This is a genomic window from Antarctobacter albus (genome assembly GCF_900101505.1).
Classification (GTDB): Bacteria; Pseudomonadota; Alphaproteobacteria; order Rhodobacterales; family Rhodobacteraceae; genus Antarctobacter; species Antarctobacter albus.
Map to the genome: position 1 here is coordinate 49686 of NZ_FMZI01000013.1, position 23175 is coordinate 72860.

At 66.0% G+C, this 23175-nt stretch carries 24 protein-coding genes; 8 read left to right on the top strand and 16 right to left on the bottom strand.

What is annotated here, in order from left to right; translation table 11 throughout:
* Positions 1-21 precede the first annotated feature (21 nt).
* Genes BLQ71_RS20055 through BLQ71_RS20065 form a run of 3 tightly spaced genes read right to left on the bottom strand, consistent with a single transcriptional unit; the run spans position 22 to position 3472 of the window.
* Positions 22-1176 (bottom strand): acyl-CoA dehydrogenase family protein, encoded by a 1155-nt coding sequence (locus tag BLQ71_RS20055; RefSeq protein ID WP_088702469.1) that lies wholly within the window; start codon positions 1174-1176, stop codon positions 22-24.
* On the bottom strand, positions 1173-2237 hold the full coding sequence (locus tag BLQ71_RS20060; protein ID WP_074623052.1) for an acyl-CoA dehydrogenase family protein: 1065 nt from the start codon (positions 2235-2237) through the stop codon (positions 1173-1175). The genes BLQ71_RS20055 and BLQ71_RS20060 overlap by 4 nt, the downstream gene beginning before the upstream one ends.
* An 11-nt stretch (positions 2238-2248) precedes the next feature.
* Positions 2249-3472, bottom strand: coding sequence for a CaiB/BaiF CoA transferase family protein (locus BLQ71_RS20065; protein ID WP_074623004.1), 1224 nt, complete (start codon positions 3470-3472; stop codon positions 2249-2251).
* Between the two features lie 132 nt (positions 3473-3604).
* On the opposite strand from BLQ71_RS20065, the gene BLQ71_RS20070 reads away from it, so the two are divergent.
* Complete coding sequence (locus BLQ71_RS20070; protein ID WP_074623005.1) at positions 3605-4066, top strand: MaoC family dehydratase; 462 nt, start codon at positions 3605-3607, stop codon at positions 4064-4066.
* A gap of 140 nt (positions 4067-4206) precedes the next feature.
* Positions 4207-6351, top strand: a complete 2145-nt coding sequence (locus BLQ71_RS20075; protein WP_074623006.1) for a DEAD/DEAH box helicase — start codon at positions 4207-4209, stop codon at positions 6349-6351.
* A gap of 4 nt (positions 6352-6355) precedes the next feature.
* On the opposite strand, the gene BLQ71_RS20080 is transcribed toward BLQ71_RS20075, so the two are convergent.
* Both BLQ71_RS20080 and BLQ71_RS20085 read right to left on the bottom strand, forming a co-directional pair.
* Positions 6356-7189 carry a GNAT family N-acetyltransferase gene (locus tag BLQ71_RS20080; protein ID WP_074623007.1) on the bottom strand — a complete coding sequence of 278 codons (834 nt, stop codon included), beginning with the start codon at positions 7187-7189 and terminating at the stop codon, positions 6356-6358.
* Positions 7186-7872, bottom strand: coding sequence for a GntR family transcriptional regulator (locus BLQ71_RS20085; protein WP_043144831.1), 687 nt, complete (start codon positions 7870-7872; stop codon positions 7186-7188). The genes BLQ71_RS20080 and BLQ71_RS20085 overlap by 4 nt, the downstream gene beginning before the upstream one ends.
* Positions 7873-8122: 250 nt before the next feature.
* Between BLQ71_RS20085 and BLQ71_RS20090 the strand changes: the two genes are divergently transcribed.
* The 6 genes from BLQ71_RS20090 to BLQ71_RS20115 all read left to right on the top strand — a co-directional run bounded on the left by BLQ71_RS20090 (position 8123) and on the right by BLQ71_RS20115 (position 14850).
* Complete coding sequence (locus BLQ71_RS20090; RefSeq protein ID WP_074623008.1) at positions 8123-9097, top strand: ABC transporter ATP-binding protein; 975 nt, start codon at positions 8123-8125, stop codon at positions 9095-9097.
* Between the two features lie 81 nt (positions 9098-9178).
* On the top strand, positions 9179-10450 hold the full coding sequence (locus tag BLQ71_RS20095) for an ABC transporter substrate-binding protein (RefSeq protein ID WP_074623009.1): 1272 nt from the start codon (positions 9179-9181) through the stop codon (positions 10448-10450).
* A 116-nt stretch (positions 10451-10566) separates the two neighbouring features.
* On the top strand, positions 10567-11433 hold the full coding sequence (locus BLQ71_RS20100) for an ABC transporter permease (protein WP_074623010.1): 867 nt from the start codon (positions 10567-10569) through the stop codon (positions 11431-11433).
* Positions 11434-11437: 4 nt separating this feature from the next.
* A complete protein-coding gene (locus BLQ71_RS20105; RefSeq protein WP_069208632.1) occupies positions 11438-12274 on the top strand; it encodes an ABC transporter permease in 837 nt (278 codons plus the stop codon).
* Complete coding sequence (locus BLQ71_RS20110) at positions 12271-12933, top strand: aspartate/glutamate racemase family protein (protein ID WP_074623011.1); 663 nt, start codon at positions 12271-12273, stop codon at positions 12931-12933. Before BLQ71_RS20105 ends, BLQ71_RS20110 begins: the two co-directional genes overlap by 4 nt.
* Positions 12934-13074: 141 nt before the next feature.
* Positions 13075-14850 (top strand): SLC13 family permease, encoded by a 1776-nt coding sequence (locus tag BLQ71_RS20115; RefSeq protein WP_043144837.1) that lies wholly within the window; start codon positions 13075-13077, stop codon positions 14848-14850.
* Between the two features lie 13 nt (positions 14851-14863).
* Here the strand turns inward: BLQ71_RS20115 and tcuB are convergent, their stop codons facing one another.
* The 11 genes from tcuB to BLQ71_RS26870 all read right to left on the bottom strand — a co-directional run bounded on the left by tcuB (position 14864) and on the right by BLQ71_RS26870 (position 23076).
* Positions 14864-15955, bottom strand: coding sequence for a tricarballylate utilization 4Fe-4S protein TcuB (gene tcuB / locus BLQ71_RS20120; RefSeq protein ID WP_074623012.1), 1092 nt, complete (start codon positions 15953-15955; stop codon positions 14864-14866).
* Entirely contained in the window at positions 15945-17339 is a 1395-nt protein-coding gene (gene tcuA, locus BLQ71_RS20125) for an FAD-dependent tricarballylate dehydrogenase TcuA (RefSeq protein ID WP_074623013.1), read from the bottom strand. The genes tcuB and tcuA overlap by 11 nt, the downstream gene beginning before the upstream one ends.
* Positions 17336-17992, bottom strand: a complete 657-nt coding sequence (locus tag BLQ71_RS20130; protein ID WP_043144840.1) for a GntR family transcriptional regulator — start codon at positions 17990-17992, stop codon at positions 17336-17338. The genes tcuA and BLQ71_RS20130 overlap by 4 nt, the downstream gene beginning before the upstream one ends.
* A 156-nt stretch (positions 17993-18148) precedes the next feature.
* Positions 18149-19048: an EamA family transporter gene (locus tag BLQ71_RS20135; protein WP_074623014.1), complete on the bottom strand. Its 900-nt coding sequence runs from the start codon at positions 19046-19048 to the stop codon at positions 18149-18151.
* A gap of 22 nt (positions 19049-19070) precedes the next feature.
* Entirely contained in the window at positions 19071-19202 is a 132-nt protein-coding gene (locus BLQ71_RS27005; protein WP_268236898.1) for a hypothetical protein, read from the bottom strand.
* A 12-nt stretch (positions 19203-19214) separates the two neighbouring features.
* Positions 19215-19853: a DsbA family oxidoreductase gene (locus tag BLQ71_RS20140; RefSeq protein ID WP_074623015.1), complete on the bottom strand. Its 639-nt coding sequence runs from the start codon at positions 19851-19853 to the stop codon at positions 19215-19217.
* Positions 19853-20476: an NAD(P)H:quinone oxidoreductase gene (wrbA, locus tag BLQ71_RS20145; RefSeq protein ID WP_074623016.1), complete on the bottom strand. Its 624-nt coding sequence runs from the start codon at positions 20474-20476 to the stop codon at positions 19853-19855. The genes BLQ71_RS20140 and wrbA overlap by 1 nt, the downstream gene beginning before the upstream one ends.
* Positions 20477-20583: 107 nt before the next feature.
* On the bottom strand, positions 20584-21471 hold the full coding sequence (locus BLQ71_RS20150; RefSeq protein WP_074623017.1) for a LysR family transcriptional regulator: 888 nt from the start codon (positions 21469-21471) through the stop codon (positions 20584-20586).
* 45 nt (positions 21472-21516) lie between these two features.
* Positions 21517-21858 (bottom strand): bactofilin family protein, encoded by a 342-nt coding sequence (locus tag BLQ71_RS20155; RefSeq protein WP_069208640.1) that lies wholly within the window; start codon positions 21856-21858, stop codon positions 21517-21519.
* 184 nt (positions 21859-22042) lie between these two features.
* Complete coding sequence (locus tag BLQ71_RS20160; protein WP_074623018.1) at positions 22043-22681, bottom strand: NADPH-dependent F420 reductase; 639 nt, start codon at positions 22679-22681, stop codon at positions 22043-22045.
* A gap of 47 nt (positions 22682-22728) precedes the next feature.
* Positions 22729-23076 (bottom strand): carboxymuconolactone decarboxylase family protein, encoded by a 348-nt coding sequence (locus BLQ71_RS26870; RefSeq protein ID WP_229754928.1) that lies wholly within the window; start codon positions 23074-23076, stop codon positions 22729-22731.
* Positions 23077-23175: the final 99 nt, after the last annotated feature.

The following is a 23175-nucleotide window of genomic DNA, read 5'->3' on the forward strand; positions in this document are numbered from 1 at the left end:
ACTATAGTTTATAGAGCCTAGTCAGCTTGGAAGCTCCAGCACGGCCTTGGCCAGGACATTGCGCATGATCTCTGTCGAGCCGCCGAAAATCGTCGTCGGGCGGGCCGACAGGTATGTGGCCGCCGCGTGCAACTGGCGGTCGCCCTCGGGGGCATGGCGCAGGCCCGCGTCCTCTGCGGCAACCTGAATCATCAGTTCGGAAATGCGCTGGTACAGTTCGCTCTGGAAGATCTTGAGCATGGCCACGTCGGCACCGATCTCGCGCCCATCGCGCAACCGGTCGACATAGGTCTCGAAGAGGTCGCTGAGATCCAGCACGTCGCATTGCAGCGCCACGTAGCGATCCCGGAAGACGGGGTCGTCCCAGGCCCCGGCACGTTGGGCGATGCGTTTCAGACGCGACAGGGCAGCGGCAGACAGGCGCGGCGCGCCGATGAAGACCCGTTCATGCCCCAGCAGCGCCTTGGCCACCGACCAACCGTCATTGACACGGCCCACGATGTGATCGGCGGGCACGCGCACGTCATTGAAAAAGACCTCGCAGAATTCTGCCTCGAGCTCCAGATTCTCGATGTTGCGGATGGTCACGCCCTGCGCATCCATCGGCACCAGCAGAAAGCTGATACCCGCCTGTTTCTTCACGGTCTTGTCGGTGCGGGCGAGGATGAAGATCCAGTTGGCATCCATGCCCAGCGTGCACCAGGTCTTTTGCCCGTTGATGACCCATTCCTCGCCGTCCAGCACCGCCTCGCAGCGCACCGCCGCCAGGTCGGACCCGGCGCCCGGTTCGGAATAGCCCTGTGCCCAGACGTCCTCACCGGACAGGATCCGGGGCAGGAAATGTGCCTTCTGCGCCTCTGTCCCGTGTTTCAGAAGCAGGGGACCCAGCATGACCGGGCCGATGTCGTTCACGCGCGCGGCGCCAAAGCGTTCGAATTCCTCGATCAGGATCAGGTGCTTGCCCGCGTTCAGGCCCATGCCGCCATGTTCGCGCGGCCAGGTGGGACAGATCCAGCCATGTTCCGACAAGACCATGTACCAGGGTTTCACCTCGTCCCAATGCAGGCGGCTGAGCGAATAGCGCGGGATGTCCGGATAGTTGGTTTCGACAAAGGTGCGCACGGTCCGGCGAAACTCGGCGTCGCTCATGGCGTTGTAATCGGGCAGGGCGGTCATGCGGCCTCCTCCTGGTCGAGCCGGGTGGCAAGCATGCGGCGCTGTTGGCGCGGGCTGCCAAAAAGATTGGCCTCTGTCATGGCCTTGCGGACGAACAGGCCGATGTCGGCCTCGTCGGTGATGCCCATCGCACCATGCATCTGCACCGCCTCGCGAGCGACCAGCATGGCCAGCTCTGCCGCGCGCAGCTTGCAACGGGCGGCGCCGGCGGCGCGGGTGGCGGCGTCCGCCCCGGTGTCGAACCGCCGCGCGGTGGCGGCAATCGCGGCGCGGGTCAGTTCCAGCTGGATTTTCATTTCGGTTGCCCGGTGCTGAAGCGACTGGAAGCTGCCGATGGGGCGGTCGAACTGCTTGCGGACGCGCAGGTAGTCCAGCGTGATCTCCAGCGCGCGGTCTGCGAGGCCCAGCAGGTAGGCCGAATGGGCCAGCGTGGCGTCCTGCAATACGGCTTCGACCCGGGCGCAGGGCAAGAAGTCCGCCGCGACGCCGGTCATGTGCAGGCGGTCCATCGTGCCGCCGTCCAGCGTCTCTGCTGTTTCGATGGTCAGGCCCTCGGCGGAGCGGGGCACAACGGCAAGCCCTGCGTCAGTGACGATGGCAAAGAGATCCGCCTCGACAGCGCCGCGCAGGTTGACCTTGGTGCCGATCAGGAGGTCGCCCTTGGCACCGCCCTGCCAGTCCAGCGCGCCGGTGACGTCCTGCCAGGCAGTCAGGATCACCGCCTCGCCGGTCATGACGGTTTCGGGCAGCGCCTCTTGCAAGAGCGCGCCGGCCATCATCGTGGACAGCACAGGTTCGGGCACCAGCCCGCGGCCCAGCACCTCCATCAGGGCGCAGGTTTCGCGCAGGCCAAGACCCAGGCCGCCGGCCTCTTCACCGATCCACATCAGAGGCCAGCCCAGTTCGGCAGCCTGCTGCATCACAGCGCGGTCAAAACCGGCCCCGTCGAACCGCGCCTTGCGGACCCGGTCGAGCGCGCCATCGGCGGGCACCACGGCGCGCGCGCTTTCGACGATCATGCGCGCGTTTTCCTGCCAGTCCTCGTTCATGCTTCCGTCCATGCCGGTCTCCTTCATTTCACGATGCCTGCAGCCCGCAGGCCCGCGATCTGGTCCGCGTCCAGCCCCAGCCCTGTCAGAACCGCGTCGGTATGTTCGGCAAAGCGCGGCGGCGGCATGTCGGTGCCCGCGTCCAGCCCCGAGAATTTCACCGGGTTGGACACATAGCGGACGAGGCCCGCGCTGCCGTGCTGCATTTCCTGCAGGAGGCCGCGCTCTTGCACCTGTTCCATGCGAAAGACGTCGTCGAAACTGTTGAGCGGCCCGGCGGGAATGCCGATGGCCTCAAGCTCGGCATAGCAGGCGTCGGCCTGTTTCGTGGCCAGCTTGGCGGCGATCTGGGGGATCAGCGTGTCGGCGTTCTGCACCCGGGCAAGGTTGGTGGCATAGCGGTCGTCCTGCGCCAGCTCCGGCAGGCCCAGGTAGTCGGCGAACCGGGAAAACTGTGCGTCGTTGCCGATGGCGATCATGATCGGGCGGTCGGCACAGTCGAAGGCCTGCCAGGGGCAGGTGATCTGCGAGGCAGTGCCGTTGCGCCGGGGCAGGCGGCCCGAGGACAGGTAGTTCATCGCCATGTGCGAGGCCGCGTGGATCTGTGTGTCCAGCAGGGCGATGTCGATGAACTGTCCCTCGCCGGAGACCGCGTCGCGGTGGTTCAGCGCGGCAAGGATGGCGGAGACCGCGTATTGGCCGGCGGTGATGTCCGAAATCGAGTAGCCCACCAGCGCGGGGCCCGCGCCCGGCTGTCCATCGGGGATGCCGGTCATGCTGAGCAGCCCGCTCATCGCCTGGAAGATCGGATCGTAGCCGGGCAGGTGCTTCATCGGGCCGGTCTGGCCGAAGCCGGTGATCGAACAATAGACCAGCCGGGGGTTCAGCTTGGCCACTTCCTGGTAGTCCAGCCCGAAACGCGCCAGCGTGCCGGTTTTGAAGTTCTCGATCAGCACGTCGGCCTCGGCGACGAGGCGGAGTGCGATGTCCTGCCCCTCGGGTTTCGACAGGTCCAGCGCGAGCGAGCGTTTGCCCCGGTTCATCGCCAGGAAAGACGAGGTCTCTCCGGTGGGTTCGCCATCGGCCCCAAGGTGCGGCACGCCCATACGGCGCACGTCATCGCCGCCTTTCACATGTTCGACCTTCACGACATCTGCGCCGAAATCGGCCAGCATCTGCGCGGTCCACGGCCCCGCGAAGATCCGACTGAAATCCAGCACCTTCAGGTGATTCAAAGCCCCGGGCATCCTGTCCCTCCAAAACACGTCAAGTTGCGCCGTATCTTCAAGAGAACCGCCCGCTTGCGCAAGTTAAAAATTATATTTATGATTTAATGATTCATTTGCGGACCGGCAGTTCCGCCAGCCGGGAGGAAAGAGATGCTGATCCTGCAGACCCCTATGGATTTCACGGACCACCAGGGTGCCAGCCTAGGCGCCACGGACTGGGTGGAAATCACGCAGGACAAGCTCGACGCTTTCGCCGAGCTGACCGGCGATGACCATTGGATTCACGTCGACACCGAACGCGCCGCCTCCGAGCAGCCGGACGGGCGTACCATCGCGCACGGGCTGTTCCTGCTGGCGTTGGCGCCGCGACTGCAACGGCAGTTGTTCCGCATCGAACGGCGCGGCGCCGGGCTGAACTATGGTTATGAAAAGGTGCGCTTTACCGCGCCGGTGCCCTGTGGCGCCTTCGTCCGGCTGCGACAGGAGGTGATCGCGGCGGAACCGCGAGACGGTGGCGTCCGTGTCGAACTGAAGTCCACCTTCGAGATACAGGGCCAGGACCGGCCCGCGCTGGTCGCGCATGGTATCCTGCTGATCGCCGGGTCGGGGTGAACACGGCGTTTCGGCCAACATATTGCGCGATTAGAGGTATACAGCCGGCCCGCAAGGGTATAATGGGCTAGGCTTGCCTTTGCCGGTCGGCACGGGCCGACCGCGCATCTGCGCCCCAAATGTCCAGACTGATTTCAAACATGATCCAGGCCCTCGCCGATGCGCTGTCCGAGCGCGGCTACGAAACTTTGACCGCCGTCCAGGAGGCCGTCACCAATCCCGACCTCGAGGACAAGGACCTGCTGGTCTCGGCCCAGACCGGATCGGGCAAGACGGTGGGCTTTGGCCTTGCCATCGCACCGACCCTATTGGGCGAGGCAGAGTCAATGGAACCGGCAGCGGCGCCCCTGGCCCTGATCGTCGCGCCCACGCGTGAACTGGCGTTGCAGGTGATGCGCGAGCTGGGTTGGCTCTATGCCAAGGCGGGCGCGCGGGTGACGACCTGTATCGGCGGCATGGACATGCGTGACGAACGCCGTGCGCTGGAGCGGGGGGCACATATCGTCGTCGGCACGCCCGGGCGTCTGCGCGACCACATCCAGCGCGGTTCGCTGGACCTGGGCAGCCTGCGCGCCATCGTGCTGGACGAGGCGGACGAGATGCTGGACCTCGGGTTCCGCGAGGACCTGGAATTCATGCTGGGCGAGGCGCCCGAGGACAAGCGCACGCTGCTGTTTTCGGCCACCGTGCCGCCGATGATCGCCAAGCTGGCCCAGCAATACCAGCGTGACGCGGTCCGCGTGACCACGCTCACCGGCGAGCGGCAGCACGCCGACATCGCCTACCAGGCGTTGCGCGTGGCCCAACAGGACGCGGAAAACGCCATCATCAACCTGCTGCGCTTTCACGATGCGCAGAATGCAATCGTCTTTGCCAATACCCGTGCGATGGTGAACCGCCTGACCGCGCGACTGACGAACCGGGGCTTTTCCGTCGTGGCCCTGTCGGGCGAGTTGAGCCAGAACGAACGTACCCACGCGCTGCAGGCGATGCGCGACGGGCGCGCGAAGGTCTGCGTGGCGACCGACGTGGCGGCGCGCGGCATCGACCTGCCTGGGCTGGAACTGGTGATTCACGCCGAACTGCCCTCGAACGCCGAAGGGTTGCTGCACCGTTCCGGACGCACGGGCCGGGCTGGGCGCAAGGGGATTTCCGCACTGATCGTGCCGCCCAAGGTGACCAAGAAGGCCGAGCGCCTGCTGAAATTCGCCAAGATTGAGGCCGACTGGATCCTGCCGCCCTCTGCCGACGACATCCTGCGCAAGGACGAGGAACGCCTTCTGGCCGATCCTGTCTGGGAGGCAGAGACCACGCCCGAGCAGGAGGCCTTCGCCGCCCGTCTGCTTGATCTCTACGGACCGGAAAAGATCGCCGCCGCCTACCTGGCGCTGCATCGTGCTCGCCTGTCCGCCCCGGAGGACCTGGCGGACCCCGACGCCCGCCCCGAGCGCAAGGAGCGCAAGCCTTTCGGTCCCAGCACGTGGTTCGCGCTGTCTGTCGGGCGGGGCGACCGGGCAGAACCGCGCTGGCTGTTGCCGCTCTTGTGCCGCGTGGGGAACCTGGACAAGGACGCCATCGGTGCGATCCGCATCCAGCAATCGGAAAGCTATGTCGAACTGGCCGAGGCCAGCGTTCCGGGGTTCCTCTCCGCGATTGGCGAAGGGGCGGAGCTGCAAGAGGGCGTGACGGTCCGCAAACTGGACAGCGCTCCGGAATTCACCTCTGCGCCGCGCAAGCCTGCCCCGGCCGGACGCAAACCTGACCGCCCGCAGGGCCACAAGAAACCGGCCCGGCCGGATGATCGCCCGAAGGGCAAACCGCGCCCGGAGCCGAAGGCCGAGGCGTCCGCTGCGCCGGTTGCCGAGGCGCCCGCATCTACGGCGCCCGATGCTCCGGTCGCGCGCAAGCCGAAACGGCCCGACGGTGAGGCCCACAAGGAGCGGCGGCCGGGCAAGCCCGCCGCCGGCAAGGAAGGCCCCGGCAAGCCCAAGGGAAAATACACGGGAAAACCGGACGGCAGGCCCGCGGGTAAACCCGGCGGCAAGCCCGGGGGCAAGCCCTTCGGCAAACCGGGTGGGGCGGGCCCGAAAGGACGTGGCGCCAAACCCGACGGCGGTCCGCGCAAGCCCGCGGCGCCCAAGGCGCAGGCCTCTGACACGTCCAAGCGGTTCACGCCTCCGGGAGCGGCTGGCAAACCGGGCAGGCCGCGCGCCGGCGGTGCGGGGAAAGGCCCGGGCAAACCGCGTAAGGGGGCAGGCGGCAACGAGCCGCCCCGGCGCGGCTGAGCCTCTAGCCCAGTTCCATCGTTGCGATGGCCTGCAGTGTCGGGCCGGGCGAGGGGGCCGGGCCACGGTACATGCGGGCTGTGGCAAAGCTTTCCTCGAAGCCCATGCCTTGCAGGTTTTGACCCAGGGCGCCGGGAACATCGGGCGTGTCGATGATGACGTCTGTGCACTCCAGCGCCGAGGCGGCCTGCCGGGTCAGGTTCAATGCCTCGTCGACGGTCGGGGCCACGATCGGGCCGATCTTGCAGCCTTTCCGGCAAAGGCGGGCGCTGGCAAAGCCGGTGATGCCCTGCGGCGTCCGCAGCAAGACCGTTTTTCGGCTGTCTGACTGTGTTGTCCATTCTGCAAGGAAAGCGGGCCGGTCATAGCCGTTGGCCGCCCTGTCCAATCGCGTAATGGCATCCAGATCGGCCGCGCCGGCAAGACTCGCGGCGGTATCGCAGCGGTCCAACGTGCCTTCGAACCGCCGGGTGCGGCCGGCCAGCACGAAACCGGACTTGGCATAGTTTGCTTCTTGCGCGGGTACGCCATCCAGCCCCACTGTGCGCGCCCCGGCGTGGGTCAGCGCCTGTGTCCACAGCGCATAGCCGATTCCCCGTCCACGATATTCCGGCAGGCAGAGGTAAAGCCCAAGAAACGCCATCTGCGGCGAATGGTTCACGACGGAAATCGCGGCAACGGTTTTTCCGTCCACCTCTGCCACGAAGAACCCCTCGGGGTCCGCCGCCTGAAAGGTCTGCGCATCAGCCAGCCCGGGGTTCCAGCCCTCGTCGGCGGCCCAGTCTAGCATCAGCTCGATCTCTTCCAGCGTCGCGGTTCGGCAATTCGGCTGTGTCATCTTTTCAGGGCCTCGCGCAGGGAGGTGGGCGGTTGCGTGACGTTGCGCAGATCCAGCGAGGCCACGAGATCCAGAAGGTGGCTTTTCATCAGTTGTTCGGCCAGGTCGCCGTCCCGGTTCGCAAAGGCGTCCAGCAGGGCGTGATGCGCCTGCGTTTCGCACAGTGCCGCCCGCCGCCGCCAATAGAGCGCGATGATGAGCGACGAGCGCGAAATCAGTTCCGAGATGAAGCCCTGGACCGTGGTCTGATCCGCGATGCGCGCGATCTCGACGTGGAATTGCCCCGACAGGAACAGGGCGCGGCCATTCTCTCCGGCGTCGAGCGCCTCGTGCTCGCTGGCGATATTGCTGCGCAAAAGCGCCAGGTCCTCGTCGGTCATCCGCTCCGCCGCCGAATGCGCGGTGCGCGGCTCCAGCAGGGCGCGCGCCTCGAAGACCTCGCGCGCGTCGCGCACGGTGGGCTGCGCGACAAAGGCGCCGCGGTTGCGCTTCAGCTCGACCAGGCGGCGGTGTGACAGCGCCAGCAGGGCGGCGCGGACGATGGTGCGGCTGATGCCATAGGCTTCGGCCAGTTCATCCTCGCCCAGCTTGGTGCCCGGGGGCAGCCTGTGTTCGTGAATCGCGTGTTCGAGGTCCGCGGCTACGGTGTCGCTGGTCCAATGCTTCGTTTCAAACTTGTTCATGTCACTCTGTGCCAACGACCACCTCTGCATTCCGTTATTCCGATTCGGCGGCCCGGGGACAAGCGGGCGCTGGGACGCAGCCTTGCACGCATGATTGTATACGAAATTGAGTTCATTTTTGCGCACAGCGATGCCGCGAATGCTCAATTTTTGCCCGATCCGTGTTTCGCGGGGGTCGGGAGGCTGAAAACGCTCCCCCCATCCCGGCAAGAGCGCAACAAGGTTTCCCTGACAGGCAAACGGGGGCGTCATGCGCACAGGATATGATCTGGAACTGGTTCACTTGACCAAACGCTATGGCGAAACTGTCGCCGTGCGTGATCTGAATCACGTCTTTGCGCCGGGCAGCTATGTTTGCCTGCTGGGGCCTTCGGGTTGCGGGAAATCCTCGACCCTGCGGATGATCGCGGGCCATGAAGAAGTCAGCGACGGGTCGATCCTGCTGGACGGTCATGACGTGGCGCCACTGGCGCCCGCGCAGCGGGGCACCGCGATGATGTTCCAGAACTACGCGTTGTTTCCGCATCTGTCGGTGCGCGACAACGTGGCCTTTTCCCTGCGCATGAAGGGCGTTGACCGGTCCGCCCGGCACAAGCGGGCGGACGAATTGCTGGCCCTCGTGGACATGACCCATCTGGCCGACCGCCTGCCGGCGCAGCTGTCCGGTGGACAACAGCAGCGTGTGGCGCTGGCGCGCGCGCTGGTGACGGAACCCAAGGTGCTGTTGCTGGATGAACCGCTGTCGGCGCTGGACCCGTTCCTGCGCATCAGGATGCGGACAGAGCTGAAAAAGCTGCAGCGCGAGCTGGGGATCACCTTCATCCACGTCACCCACGGTCAGGACGAGGCGCTGGCGCTGGCCGACGAGATCGTGGTGATGAACGACGCGGTGATCGAACAGGCAGGCCCCGCGCGTGAGGTCTGGGCAAAGCCACGTACGGAGTTCGTGGCCCGGTTCATCGGCGGTCACAACGTCATCACGCTGCCCCAGGGCAAGGTCACGGTGCGCGCCGATGCGGTACAACTGGCAGACGAGGGCATGGCCGCCACGGTCATGGCGATCGAGTACCAGGGCGCCTCTGTCGCCGTGTCCACGACCACGGAAGGCGGTGACGAGGTGTTGGCGCTCTTGCCCGAGGACCAGTTCTTTGCCGCCCCCAAGAATCCCGGCGATGCCGTCCGGCTCAGCTGGGACGAGGCGCGGCTGCATCGCCTGACCGCCTGAAAGCTGCGGTCCGGCAAGCGCCGTTTTCGAGATCACGCATCAACCACCAAGACAAGACGACTGAACAGAGAGGACAAGACTATGGCTAAACCCAAGGTTGGATATACCCGCCGTTCGCTGCTGAAGGCAGGCGGCGCGGCCGTCGCGGCGACAACCCTGCCCGCGCCGATGCTCTGGGCGCAGGACACGAAGGACATCGTGCTGCGCCAGTTCGGCACCGGCGTGTCGAACCTCAACGACGTGGCCAAGAAGGTGAAAGAGGACCTGGGCTTCACGCTGGAAATGACGGCGCTCGATTCCGACAGCGTCACCCAGCGCGCGGCCACCCAGCCCGACAGCTTTGACATTGCCGACATCGAATACTGGATCTGCAAGAAGGTCTGGCCGACCGGCAACCTGCAGGCGATGGATACCTCGAAGATCGCCAACTACGACAAGATCGTGGGCATCTTCCGTTCGGGCAAGCTGACACCCGACAGCGAGATCGCGCAGGGCACCGCACCGCATACAGTGGGCTTTGTCGACGGCCCCGGCGGCACCAGCTTTGCCGACGAGGAAACCGGTTGGATGACCCTGATCCCCACGATCTACAACGCCGACACGCTGGGCATCCGCCCCGACCTGATCGGCCGCCCCATCGAAAGCTGGACCGAGCTGCTGAACCCCGAGTTCAAGGGCAAGGCCTCGATCCTCGACATTTCCTCGATCGGCATCATGGACATGGCGATGGTCTGCGAGGCGATGGGCGAGATCCAGTACGGCGACAAGGGCAACATGACCCGCGACGAGATCGACAAGACGATGGCGATCTTCACCGAGGCCAAGCAGAACGGCCAGTTCCGCGCCTTCTGGAAAACCTTCGACGAAAGCGTGAACCTGATGGCCTCGGGAGAGGTCGTGATCCAGTCGATGTGGTCGCCAGCGATCACTGCGGTCAAGTCGCGCGGCATCCCCTGCGTCTACCAACCCCTGAAAGAGGGCTATCGCAGCTGGGGCGGCGGTATCGGCCTGTCGTCCTCTCTGTCGGGCATGGAGTTGGACGCCGCCTATGACTACATCAACTGGTATCTCTCCGGCTGGGTCGGCGGCTATCTGATGCGCCAGGGTTATTACTCGGCCGTGCCGGAGACCTCCAAGGACTTCATGACCGAAAACGAGTGGGGCTACTGGTTCGAGGGCAAGGAAGCCACCGACGTCATCACCTCGCCCACCGGCGACAAGCTGGCCGAGGCCGGAGAGATCCGCGACGGCGGTTCCTTCTACGACCGCATGGGCAGCGTGGCCTGCTGGAACGCCGTCATGGACGAAAACCAGTACATGGTCCGCAAGTGGAACGAATTCATCGCGGCATGACGCGGTGAATGGCCGGGTCCGTTATCCCCCCGGTCCCCTTCAGATCCCCGGGCCGTACGCGGTCCGGGGGTCATCCTGACCAAATCCCGATCCGGGCAGACCCCTGCGGAGGCCAGATGGCTGCGATCCCCTTGAAAAACCGACATGTCCTGGGCTGGCTGATGGCCTTGCCCCTGTCCGTCGTGCTTTTGGCCTTTCTGATCGCGCCCATCGCGATGATCGCCGTCGTCAGCTTCTGGGGCGCGACGGAATTCTCGATCTACCCGGCGTTCCAGTTCGACAACTATGAATTCCTGTTCGGATCGCCCGTGACCTACAAGGTCTTCGGCGCGACGCTGAAATACGCGCTGATCACCTGGGCGCTGACCTTGGCCATCGGCTTTACCGTGGCCTATTTCCTGGCCTTCCATGTCCGCAGCCTGACCATGCAGATCGCGCTGTTCCTGGTCTGCACGATCCCCTTCTGGACCTCGAACATCATCCGCATGATTTCGTGGATCCCCTTCCTGGGGCGGAACGGAATCGCCAACCAGACGCTGATTTCCTGGGGCGTGATCGACGAGCCGCTGGAATGGCTGCTCTATTCCGACTTCTCGGTCATTCTGGCCTTTGTTCACCTCTATACGCTGTTCATGGTGGTGCCGATCTTCAACACCATGATGCGCATCGACAAATCCCTGCTGGAGGCGGCGCGTGACAATGGCGCCAGCGGCTTTCAGACGCTGGTGCACGTGATCCTGCCGCTGACCAAGCCGGGCATCATGATCGGAACCATCTTTGTCGTCACGCTGGTGATGGGCGATTTCATCACCGTGCGTTTCATGTCCGGCTCGCAGCGCGCCAACGTCGGGCGGCTTATCTCGAACGACATCGCGCTGCTGCAATACCCTTCGGCGGCGGCGACAGCGGTGGTTCTTCTGTGCACGGTCCTGATCGTGATCGCGATTCTGCTGCGCTTCGTCAACATCCGCAAGGAGCTGTGATCCAATGGAAAAACGTCCCCGCAGCTTTTACGTCCTCGCCGCCTTCTTCGGCCTTTTCGTGCTGTTCCTCTACGGGCCGATCCTGACCATCGGTGTCCTCAGCTTTCAGGGCCCGAGGGGCGGCCTGACCTTCCCGATGAACGGGGTCTCGACCCACTGGTTCCGCGACCTGTTCCAGGAACAGGCGGTGGGTGACATCTGGGGTGCCTTCCGGCGCAGTTTCGGCCTCGGGCTGATGGTCATGGTGACGACGGTCGTCGTCTCGGTCATGGCCGGTCTGGCCTTCCGCAAGCGCTTTGTCGGCTCCGCCCTGGTGTTCTACGCGGCCATCACCTCTCTGGTGATCCCGTCGATCCTGATTTCGCTGGGCGTCGGGCTGATCTTCAACCAGCTGGGGCTGAAGGTGCACTGGGCCACCAGCGGTTTCGGGTCACAACTGACATGGACGCTGCCCTTTGGCCTGCTGATCATGTTCGCCGTCTTCAACCGCTTCGACCAGAGCTATGAAGAGGCGGCGCGCGACCAGGGGGCAAGCGCATGGCAGACGATCCGCTTTGTCGTGCTGCCGATCATCGCGCCCTCGCTGATCGGGGTGGCGCTCTTCGGATTTACGCTGAGCTACGACGAATTCGCGCGCACGCTGCTGACGGCGGGCAGCTACAACACGCTGCCGCTGGAGATCTTCGGCATGACGACCAACGTCACGACCCCGGTGATCTATGCGCTGGGCACGCTGACCACGGTATTCTCCTTTGCCATCATCGGGCTGTTCCTGCTGACCGTCTGGGTCATGGGCAAGCGCCGCGCGCGGCTGGGATCGGACGCGGGCAAGGGCGTATGAAGATCGCCTACATCAATCCCAATGCCACCGCTGCCATGACGGATGGCATCGTCGAGGCGGCGCGGCTCGCCCTGCCCGAGGCAGAGATCTTCGGCATGACCAACAGCGACGGGCCTGCCGCCATCGAGGGTCCCGAGGACGGCGCTGCCGCCGTTCCGGGCCTTCTGGCCCGGCTGGGGCCGGCGCGGGATCAAGGCGCGGATGCCATCGTGATCGCCTGTTTCGACGACACGGGACTGGCAGAGGCGCAGGCACAGGCCGGCTGCCCGGTGCTGGGGATCGGACAGGCCTCCTATGTCATGGCACAGTTGCTGGGGTTGCGGTTTTCCGTCGTCACCTCCTTGCCGGTCTCGATCCCCGTGATCGACGAGAACATCGACACATCGGGCTTTCGCGGTCTTTGTGCCTCTGTCCGGGCCAGCGGCCTGCCAGTGCTGACCATCGAGAAGGGCGCGCCCGAGACCGTCGCCCGCATCGCGGCCGAGATAGAGGCCGCGCGCGCAGAGGACGGGGCCGCCTGTGCCATCCTGGGCTGCGCTGGCATGGCGCCGTTGACCCCTGAACTGGCGCAACGGACCACGATCCCGTTGATCGACGGGGTGGCCGCCTCGGCCCTGCTGGCGCAGGCGGCGGCGGGGTTTCTCGGCAGAGGCGGGTAGCCGGCAGGCGCCTGCCGGCGGTCTGGCACGGGTGGAATTGTGCCCGGATGGTGAGGCGGGTAGGCTGGCGCGGAACGACCGTGGCAGGTGCCGGGACGGGCCTGCCTGTCGCGGTGCCCGACAAAGCCGGAGGCCCCGCAGATGCCCGAAGACCAGACACTCATCATAGGCCTTTTCGCGGTGATCTTCGTGCTTCTGGTCTGGGGGCGTGTGCGCTACGACCTCGTGGCCTTCGGCGCGCTGACCCTGGGCGCCATCCTTGGGCTGGTGCCCTCGGACGATGTATTCTCGGGCTTCGGCCATTCTGCGGTGGCCATCATCGCGCTGGTCCTGATCGTCAGCCGGGGGTTGTCCTCGTCGGGGGCGGTGGAACTGATCGCCAGCCGGGTGATCGACCCGGAACGCCCCTTGCCCCTGCATATCGCCATCATCGGCAGCGCGGGCGCGGTGCTGTCAGCGGTCATCAACAACGTGGCGGCGCTGGCGCTCTTGATGCCGCTGGACGTCGAGGCCGCGGAAAAGGCCAAGCGCGCGGCGGGGCAAAGCCTGATGCCGCTGTCCTTTGCGACCATCCTGGGCGGCATGGTCACGCTGATCGGGACACCGCCGAACATCGTTATCTCCGAGTATCGGCAGGACGTCCTTGGCCAGTCCTTCTCGATGTTCGATTTTGCGCCGGTGGGGCTGACGGTGGCAATCGCGGGCATCGTCTTTGTCGCGCTCATCGGGTGGCGGCTCCTGCCGTCGCGCACCTCGATCGCCGAACAGGGGCAGGCCTTTCGCAAGGGGCGCTATGTCGCCGAACTCAAGGTCGCCGAGTCCGCCGGGGAAAAGGACATCACGGTCCTGTCCCTGTACCCCACCGCCGAGGATACGGACATCCACATCCTGGGCCTGATCCGCCACGGCAAGCGCCGCCCCGGGCTGGCCAGCCGCGAAACTTTGCAGCCCGGCGATTTCCTGGTGGTCGAGGGCGAGCCCAAGTCCATCGAGGCCTTCATGGGCAAGGCATCGCTGGAGTTCGCAGGCTCCGAACAGCACGAGGGCGGGGTGCTTGCGCCGGGTCTGGCCCTGCGCGAGGCCATCGTGCCCGACGATGCGCGCATCAATGGCCACACGGCCCGCAGCCTCGGCCTGCTGCATCGGCACGCGGTCACACTGCTGGGCGTCTCGCGCGAGGGGCGGCGGTTTCAGGATCGTGTCCGCCTGTTGCGGGTCAGGGCGGGGGACGTGCTGCTGTTGCTGGGCACGCCCCGCAACGTCGAAAGCAGCATGGAATGGTTGGGCGTCCTGCCCATCGAAGGCCGCCACACCGAGGTGATCCAGCGCCGCAAGGCCGGCCTGTCGATTGCGGTTTTCGTGGGGGCCGTCGGGCTGGCCGTGGCCGGCCTGTTGCCGCTGGCCGTGTCGCTGGCAGCGGCGGTCATTGCCTTCCTCCTGCTGGGCCTTGTCACCGGGCGCGAGGTCTACAATTCGATCGAGTGGAAGGTGATCGTGCTTCTGGCCAGCCTCATCCCGCTGGCCGAAGCCTTCGAAAGGACCGGAGGCGCGGAATTGCTGGCCGGTCAGATCCTGGTCCTGACGGCGGACAGCGCGCCCTGGGTCAGCCTTGCAGTTCTGATGCTGGTCACGATGACCATGTCCGATTTCCTGAACAATGTCGCGACGACACTGATTGCCGCGCCCATCGGCCTGTCGATTGCCAGAACGCTGGACGCCAACCCGGACACCTTCCTGATGGCGGTTGCGGTTGCGGCCTCCTGCGCCTTTCTCACGCCCATCGGGCACAAGAACAACACCATCATCCTTGGCCCCGGCGGCTATCGGTTTTCCGACTACTGGCGCATGGGTCTGCCGCTGGAGGTTCTGGTGATCGCGGTGTCGATCCCGGCCCTGTTGCTGTTCTGGCCGATCTGAGGGGCAGGCCCCCTCAGGCCTGCCGTTGCTGCGCGTCGCGGACTAGGGCCGCGAACCGGTAGAACCCATGCGCCATCTTCGAATAGGGCGTGGTCAGGAACAATGTCAGCACCGCGCCCAGGTGCAGGGCCAGCATGGCGGGCACCGCGCCGGTGCCGCTGACCGCATAGAGGATCAGCCCGGTCAGGCCGGTCAGCCCCAGCAGCAGCACAAAGGCCATTTCGCCGCCCCAGGCCTTTTGCGCCCCAAGCTGCGGATCGGCCTTCAGCTTCAGCCCCGCCAGGCCGAAGGCGCCCAGCGTCAGGAGCAGCCCACCCGGGACGCCCAGCAGCTTTGGCAGGCTGAGCAGGCCATAAGGTGCCTCGAGCCCCAGCAGGTAATGCATTAGCGTGCCCGAAGAGGTGGAGGCGAAACACAGCAGGAAGCCCCAGAAGGTCGCCTGGTGGGCATGGCGCCGGGCCTGGCTGTAGCGGTCGCCCTTTTCGAAGTTGCAGCCCTGTCCTTGGCCGCCGTCGAGGTTCTTCAACTGTCCGGCGCGCAGAGCGGCGCGATGCAGGTGTGTCCAGCGGACCGGCGCCCCGCCGACGTCGCGCCAATAGGCCCGCAGGCCCAGGGCAAGGACCACCATTGGAAAGAGGAAGGCGGGCAGAAAGATCGCCACCATGACCGTGTGTGACAGCACCGCGTAGAATCCGTCGCCGCTTGCCGGGGTCAGCATGGCCTGTGCCAGGAACAGCAGCGCGATCCCCGCAACCAGCGCGGTCGACAGCGCGACCCCGCGCCTTTGGAACAATGCCCCAAGCCCGCCGGGCCAGCCGTAGCGATCCCAGCTGTCGACCCGCACATCGGCCAGAGCCTGTGGCAGGTTCAGCGCGAATTCATGCGGTTCGGTGTATTGGCACGAGTAGTAGCAGCCCCGGCAATTGTGGCAGAGGTTCGCGATCTGCACGATGTCCCCGTCGCCAAAGGCCCGCTCCGCGAACATGGCCGGGAAAGCGTCGCAGAACCCTTCGCAATAGCGGCAGGCATTGCAGATCTCGACCTGGCGGCGGGCCTCCGCGATCGTGTCGGTCGAGGGGGATTGCGTGGCGGCGTCAAACGACATGGGCGGCGGCCTCCTGTCCTGCGATACGTCCGAAGACGGTTCCGATGGTCATGCCGAACCCGGCAAGATAGCCCTGTCCCAGGATCGAACCGGCCATCATCTCTCCGGCGGCCCAGATGTTGGCATAGCGGCCATCCGGCCCGCTGACGCGGGCGGTTTCGTCCACCTTCAGCCCCAGGTAGGTAAAGGTCACGCCGGGGCGCAGGGAATAGCCGTAGAAGGGCGGCTCGGCGATGGGGCGGGCCCAGTTCGTCTTGGGTGGCTCCACCCCTTCGGTCGCCAGCCCGTCCAGTTCCTGGGGCGAAAACGTCCCCTCGCCGCAAGCGGCGTTGAAGACCTCGACCGTCTGGGTCAGCTTGTCGGCAGGCAGGCCCAGCTTGTCTGCCAGTCCGGCGATGGTATCGGCCTTTTCCGGCGGAAAGACCGAGGGCATGAACAGTTCGACCGAGCGCGAGTCGATGATCGAGTAGGCCACCTGGTCGGGCTGCGCGGCCACCAGCCGGCCCCAGATCGCGTAGCGTTTCGGCCAGACGTCCTCACCCTCGTCATAGAACCTGTCGCCGTCGCGGTTGACGACGATGGAAAAGGGCACACAGTCCAGCCGGGTGACGATCCCGCCATCGTATTTCGGCGCCCGCCCGTCGATGGCCACGGCGTGACATTGCGTCGGATCGCCGACGCTTTCGGCGCCCTGTTCCAGCATGTCAGCCAGCACCACGCCGCGATTGTAGCGCGTGCCCCGGATCAGGAAGTTGCGCGCCGAGGGGCCCCATGCCCGTGCCAGCCAGTCGATATCCGACTGGAACCCGCCCGACGCCAGCACCAGCGCCCGGCCTAGGATGCGCAGGCTCTCGCCGTCCAGCGTGACGTCCAGCGCCTCGAACTGGCCGTTCTCGATGTGCACATGGGTCACTTGGGCCTCGTATCGGACGGTCACGCCCAGATCCTCCAGCGTGTTGTAGTAGGCATTCACCAGTGCCTTGCCGCCGCCCAGGAAAAAGGCATTGGTCCGGCTCAGCGACAGGGTGCCCGACAGGGAGGGCTGAAAGCGCACGCCGTGGCGTTCCATCCAGGGCAGGCAATCCTCGGATTGCCGGATCGCGAGGCGGGCCAGCCCTTCGTCCGTCTCTCCCTTGGTGACGCGGATGAGGTCGTCGAAATACTCGTCTTCGCCGTAGCTGTCGGTCAGGACAGACAAGGGACCGCGATGCATGCAGCGAAAGTTGCGGGTGTGGCGAGAGTTGCCGCCGCGATAATCCTTTGGTGCGCCTTCCAGGACCAGCACGCGCGCGCCGGCCTCGGCGGCCTCGATCGCGGCGCAAAGCGCGGCATTGCCGCCGCCTGCCACGATCACGTCCCAGCCGGCTGTTTCGATCCCGCTCATTCCGTCACCTCCCGTCGGTATTGCCGCAGGCGGACCTGCAGCGCCGCCTCGATGTGATCCCGCATCAGCCGCTCGGCCCCGTCCTCGTCCCGCGCGCGCAAGGCCTGCAGGATCGCCTCGTGTTCGGCCACGGCCTTTTCGAACCGGGTGTCCTCGGCCAGGGTTGAACGACCGAGGATCAGCAGGGTCTTCTGCACCGCCTCGACCGCGCGGATCAGGAACCGGTTGCGGGCGGCATTCAGGACAACGCGGTGAAACTGGGCGTTGGCCTCGTAGGCGGCGCCGATCTGGTCGGCGTCGCGCATCTCTTCGTTGATGGTGGCCAGTTCTGCCATCTCGACCTCCGAGACGGAGCGCGCGGCAAAGCGCGCCGCCGTACCTTCAAGGACCGCGCGCATGGCGTAAAGCTCTGTGATCTCCGCGTAATCCAGCTGGCGCACCACCAGTCCGCTGCGCGGGACATGTGTCACCAGGCCATCGGCCTCCAGCCTGTGCACGGCTTCCCGGACCGGGGTCCGAGAGACCCCGTATTTCGCCGCCAGCTCGGTTTCGATCAGCCTGTCGCCCGGACGGATCGAGCCCTTTCGGATTTCGGCCACGATCCGGCTGTAGGGGTCGGCGGCCTGCCTGGCCTTGTTGTCCGTATGCTCCATGTGCCTGTCCATGATCGTGATGTGCGCATATGTATACGCTTGTATCCACGCGGGTTCAACCCGCGCCCGGGACTGCCTTGGCCAAAAACAAAAGGGCCCCGGTCGATGCCGGGGCCCAGGGGATTTAGCACTTTCGGGTCGAGACGTGGGCGGCCCTCAGGCTGGTGGTTTCACCCCCGCCGGGATCGGCGCGACAGCGGGCGCAGCGCTTGGACGATTGGCGCGTTGCCCGGCCCAGACAGAGCCCAGGACGATCACGGCGCCGACCGCCTGCACTGGGGTCAGGGCCTGTCCCAGCCAGGCCCAGCCCAGGATCACGGCGGTCAGGGGACTCATCAGCGACAGCATCGAGATGGCCCCGGGTTCGATCCGCGCAACGCCCCGGAACCAGATCACATAGGTTGCGGCGGCCCCGACCAGGCCCAGCCAGGTCAACCCGGCAAGGTTGGTGGCGGTCAGCGGGGGCAGCGGCGGCTCGGCGATCAGTGCGAGCGGCAGCAGGATCAGCCCGCCCGCCGTCAGTTGCCAGGCGGTAAAGCTGAGCGCGGAAACAGGCGGCTGCCACTTGCGGCTCAGCACGGTGCCCGCCGCCATCGAGGCCGCGCCGCCAAGACCTGCGGCCACGCCGACCGGGTCCAGCCGGGCCTCGGGGCCGATCAGCAGCAGGGCCACGCCCAGGACCCCCGCCGCCGAAGCGGCGACCGCCCCGGCCCGGATGGGCGTACCCAGCCAGCCCCGTGCCATCAAAATGACAATCATGGTCTGAACAGCGCCCAGCGTCGCGGCGACTCCGCCGGGAAGACGGTAGGCCGCCACGAAGAGCAGCACCCAGAACAGGGCAAAGTTGAAACTGCCCAGCAAAAAGGTCCGGCCCAGCCAGGCGCGTGGCGGCAGGCAACGCGTGACTGCCAGCAGAAGCAGACCGGCGGGCAGGGCGCGCAGCGCGGCAAGCGTGACGGGATACCCGTCCGGCAGGGCCTCGGTCGTGACAAGATAGGTGCTGCCCCAGATCGCCGGGGCAAGCGCGGTCAGGAAAATATCGGTGGTACGTGACATGTTGGGTTTCCTTGTAGGCGGCTCACCAGGGCCGGTCAAAGGGATGCGGCGGGCGAAACGGGCAGGGCGGCAGCCCGATGTCGCGCAAGAGGTGGGGAGGAAGATCGCGCAACTCCGGCGACCGGGGATTGCGGCGGAAAAGGTGGAAACGCATGGGCGGCTCCCTTCAGGCCATGATCTGCTGCGCGGCGCGGATCTGCGCGGCCAGGTCCTCTGTCGGGCCATTGACCAGGCGGGCGCCCGTGTCGCGGATGATGAGCGCGGGGATGCAGCGGACTTGCAGCGTGCGGGCGACCTGGCGGTCGGCCTCGACGGCGCTTGCGGTGTCGGGGTCGGCGAGGTGCCGGGCGAAACCCGCCGCCTCGAATCCGGCGTCACGCGCGACCTGCAGGACCATTTCGGGATCAGAGATGTCTCGGGCTTCTGACAGATGGGCGCGTTGCAGGTGGTCGAACATCCGCCAGTGCCCCTCCTGTCCGCCCAGCCGTTCCGCCGCCTTGCATCCCAGCGCGGCGGTCAGGCCGTGGGGATAGTCGAAAGAGGCGGCGCGCATTGCCTCGATGTCGATCTGTCCGGGTTGGTCGCTGACCTGCTGACAGGCCGTCCAATGGCCCAGGATCGTGTCCCGCGCCGCCTGTGGCGTGCCCCAGCGAGCGGCCATTTCGGCACGGCTGTCCTGCAGGACAAAGCTGCGGTGCCGGATCGTCAGGTCGAACTCTTCGGCAATCGTGCGCATCCGCGACGAGATGTTGAAGCACCAGCAGCAGACGACGTCATGGAAGAAATCGATAGTCAGGGTGGACATCACGCGGCCTCCCCTTGCCGGTCGGCACCGGCCAGGCGCGCGGCGATCCGGGCCACGTGGGCCCCTTGGAACCGCGCCCCGGAGAGGTCGGTTTCCGTGGGCGTGCGCGATCCGTCGGCCCCGGCGATGGTCCCGGCGCCGTAGGGGGCACCGCCGATGATGTGATCGGCGGTGGTTTGACCGGTAAAGGTATAGGGCATCCCGGCGATCAGCATTCCGAAGTGCTGCAGCGGGATCTGGAAGGACAGCAATGTCGCCTCGTGGCCGCCGTGCTGCGAGCCGGTGGAGGCAAAGACACCCGCGACCTTGCCGACCAGCGCATTGCGCGCCCAGAGGCCGCCCGCCTGGTCCAGAAAGCTCTTCATCTGACCGGCCATCATGCCGAACAGGGTCGGCGTGCCGAACAGGATGGCGTCGTAGGCCTCAAGGTCGGCGGGCGTGGCCAGGGGTGTGTCATCCTCGACGAACCCGGCCTTGCGTCGGATCTCCTCGGGGACGGTTTCGGGCACCCGGCGCAGGTCGACATGGCTGCCGGGCACGCTGCGGGCGCCGTCTGCCTCGGCCTGTGCCAGGGCGCGGACATGGCCATAGCTGGAATAGTAGAGAACAAGAACACGGGTCATGGGGATCCTCTTGGGCTTGGAATGGTGATGCCCTCGAAGATCGTGGAAAGCGGGCGCCGGAATAACCGGCCCGCGCGCAAATCATTCTTTACGCTGGTTGAAGAATGTCAGCCCCGCAGCGCCGCGCCCAGGTGGTCGAGAAAGGCCGTTACCCGCGCGTCCATCCCAAGCCGAGAGGCGGTGACCGCGAAAATATCCGGCGCGGGCAGTTCCCAGTCGGGCAGAATACGTACCAGTTCCCCGTGTGCTTCCGGTGCGTCTGATACGAAATCGGGCAGGGTGCCGATGCCGTGGCCCGCGATCAGCAGGTCTCGCAGGACCAGGCTGTTGCCGACACGCACCGGCGGGTCCAGGTCGACGGTCCGGGTGCCGCCCGCGCCGTGCAGGGTCCAACTGTGCAGGTGATTGGCCAGCAGGAAACCTACGACCCGGTGACCTGGGATCTCTTCGGGGGCCTTTGGCGTCCCGGCCCGTTCCAGGTAGGCGGGCGCGGCAAAGATCCTTTGCCGGATCGTGCCCAGCTTGCGCGCGACAAGGGCGGAATCCGGCATGGCCGAGCGAATGCGGATCGAAACGTCGAACCCGCCCTCGACCATATCGACCACGCGGTCGTCCAGCGACAGGGTCAGCTTGAGATCGGGATAGGTGTTCAGGAAATCGGGCAGGAAAGGCGCGATGACCGCTTGCCCGAAAGACGACGAGGCATTCACCCTGAGATGCCCGCGCACTGCTCCGGCTCCGTCGCGGATGCGGGTTTCGACACGGGTCACGGCATCCAGGATGCCGCTGGTTTCATCGTAGTAAAGGCGCCCGGCATCGGTCAGCGACATCGACCGTGTGGTCCGTGTCAGAAGCGTGCTGCCCAGACTTTCCTCCAGCAGCTTGATCTCCCGGCTGAGCAGCGCGGGTGAGACGCCAAGGTCCTCGGCGGCACGGGCAAAACTGCCGCGCTCGACGATGCGGCGAAAGGCTTGCATGACGGAAAGCTTGTCCATCGTGGCGCGCTCCCGCTGTCAGGCGGCCCGCGAAGGCCGTTTGCCTCAGCCCTGGCTGCCGACCCGCGAGAAGCTGCAGTTCACGTTGGCGCCGCTCTCGATGGTCAAGGTGGTGTAGGAAATTTCTCCGGACACCTGCGCGCCCGCGCTCAGCTTGACGTCGCCGCCCAGGATCTGGCCCTCGAACTTGCCGGTCACGACGATCGTGTCGGCGCGCAGCTCTCCGACGGCAGAGCCGCCGGCCTCGATGGTGATTCCATCCGCCCGGATGCGCCCGTCGGCATGGCCGACCAGCTCGAAGTGGCCCGGGATCGTCAGGTCCCCGACCAGCTTGGCCCCTGCTGCCAGGTGAGAGCGTGCTTTGGTGGCGGAGGTGGTCTGTGACATGTTTCAACTTTCAAAGGCTATGATGCATTCGGGCCAAAGCATCGGCGGCCAAGGACCCCTGCCGGGACCATAGTCAGCTTTGCCCGTCCCAGTTAACCAAAAAAAGGCCCGGTGCAGACCAAAATGAACGGGTGATGATGCGCGGTCGCAGATTCCCGCCGGGGGACCCTTGGCGGCACAGGGGTCAGCGGTCCAGTTTCGTGAAACGATAGGTCAGGGCCGGGCCGCCCGGCTGGCCATAGGCCAGGACGGCTGTGACCATCGCGAAGGGCTCGGCATAGCGCCCGGTGCGTAGCCCTCCGGCGTCCAGCGGCTCGAACCCGGCATCGCGGATCAACTGGCCCGCCTGTCGTTTCGCCTGTGGATCGTCGCCATAGGTCAGCAGGTGCGGGGCGGGGCCCTGTCCCTTGCGTGCAAGGACCGGCGCGAAGCTTTCCGACGGTGCCGTGTTGAAACAGCTGACCCAACGGACCTGCGGGCGCATCCGCGCCAGTTCCTCGGCACCAGAGGTGTCGGGCCCAAGAACAAGGGTCTCGTTGGCCTCGTCCAGCGGCACGCAGCAATTCAGCACCAGCTTGCCCGCCAGATCGCCAGCCTGTGACAGCACATCGTCGATGCGCGACCAGTGCACGGACAGCAGGATCGCCTCCGCCTGTTGCACCGCCTGGGACACCGGCGCATGGGCGCCGCCGGTCTCGTCGGCAAGGCGCGCCAGCTTGTCCGCGCTGCGGGTATGGCGGAACGTCACCGCGTGCCCCGCCCGTGCCCAGACAGGGCCCAATACTGCCCCCATCAGGCCGGATCCCAGAATCGCGATCTTTATCTTGTGGCTCCTTGGTTGGGCGGGCCTTCAGGCCCGCCCGTTGCGGATCAGTCTGCGCGATTTTTGAATACCTCCTTGGCCACCGGCATGGCCGAGAAGACACGGGGCCAGCCCGCGTAGAAGGCCAGGTGCGCCAGGACGCCCCCTGCCTCTTCCTGCGTCAGCCCGTTGTCCATCGCGCGGTTGAGGTGAAAGCTCATCTTGTCGGGCTGGCCTGCCGTGATCAGCGCGGCGACGGTCACCATGCTGCGGTCGCGCGGTGCCAGGTCCGGGCGCAGCCAGAGGTCGAGGAAAAGCAGTTGCTCCGTGTAGTCGACCACGCCCTTGCTGGTTTCGCCATAGGTGCCCTGCACAAAGCTCTGGTGCGCGGCTGCGGCTTCTTCGTTCAGGGGCAACAGGTCCGGATCGGCGACGGGTACGTCTTCGGCGGCAACGCCCCTGGTCTAGAAAACAGGGGCCAATGCGCGCGCGGCGGCGGTGGCATTGCCCCAGCC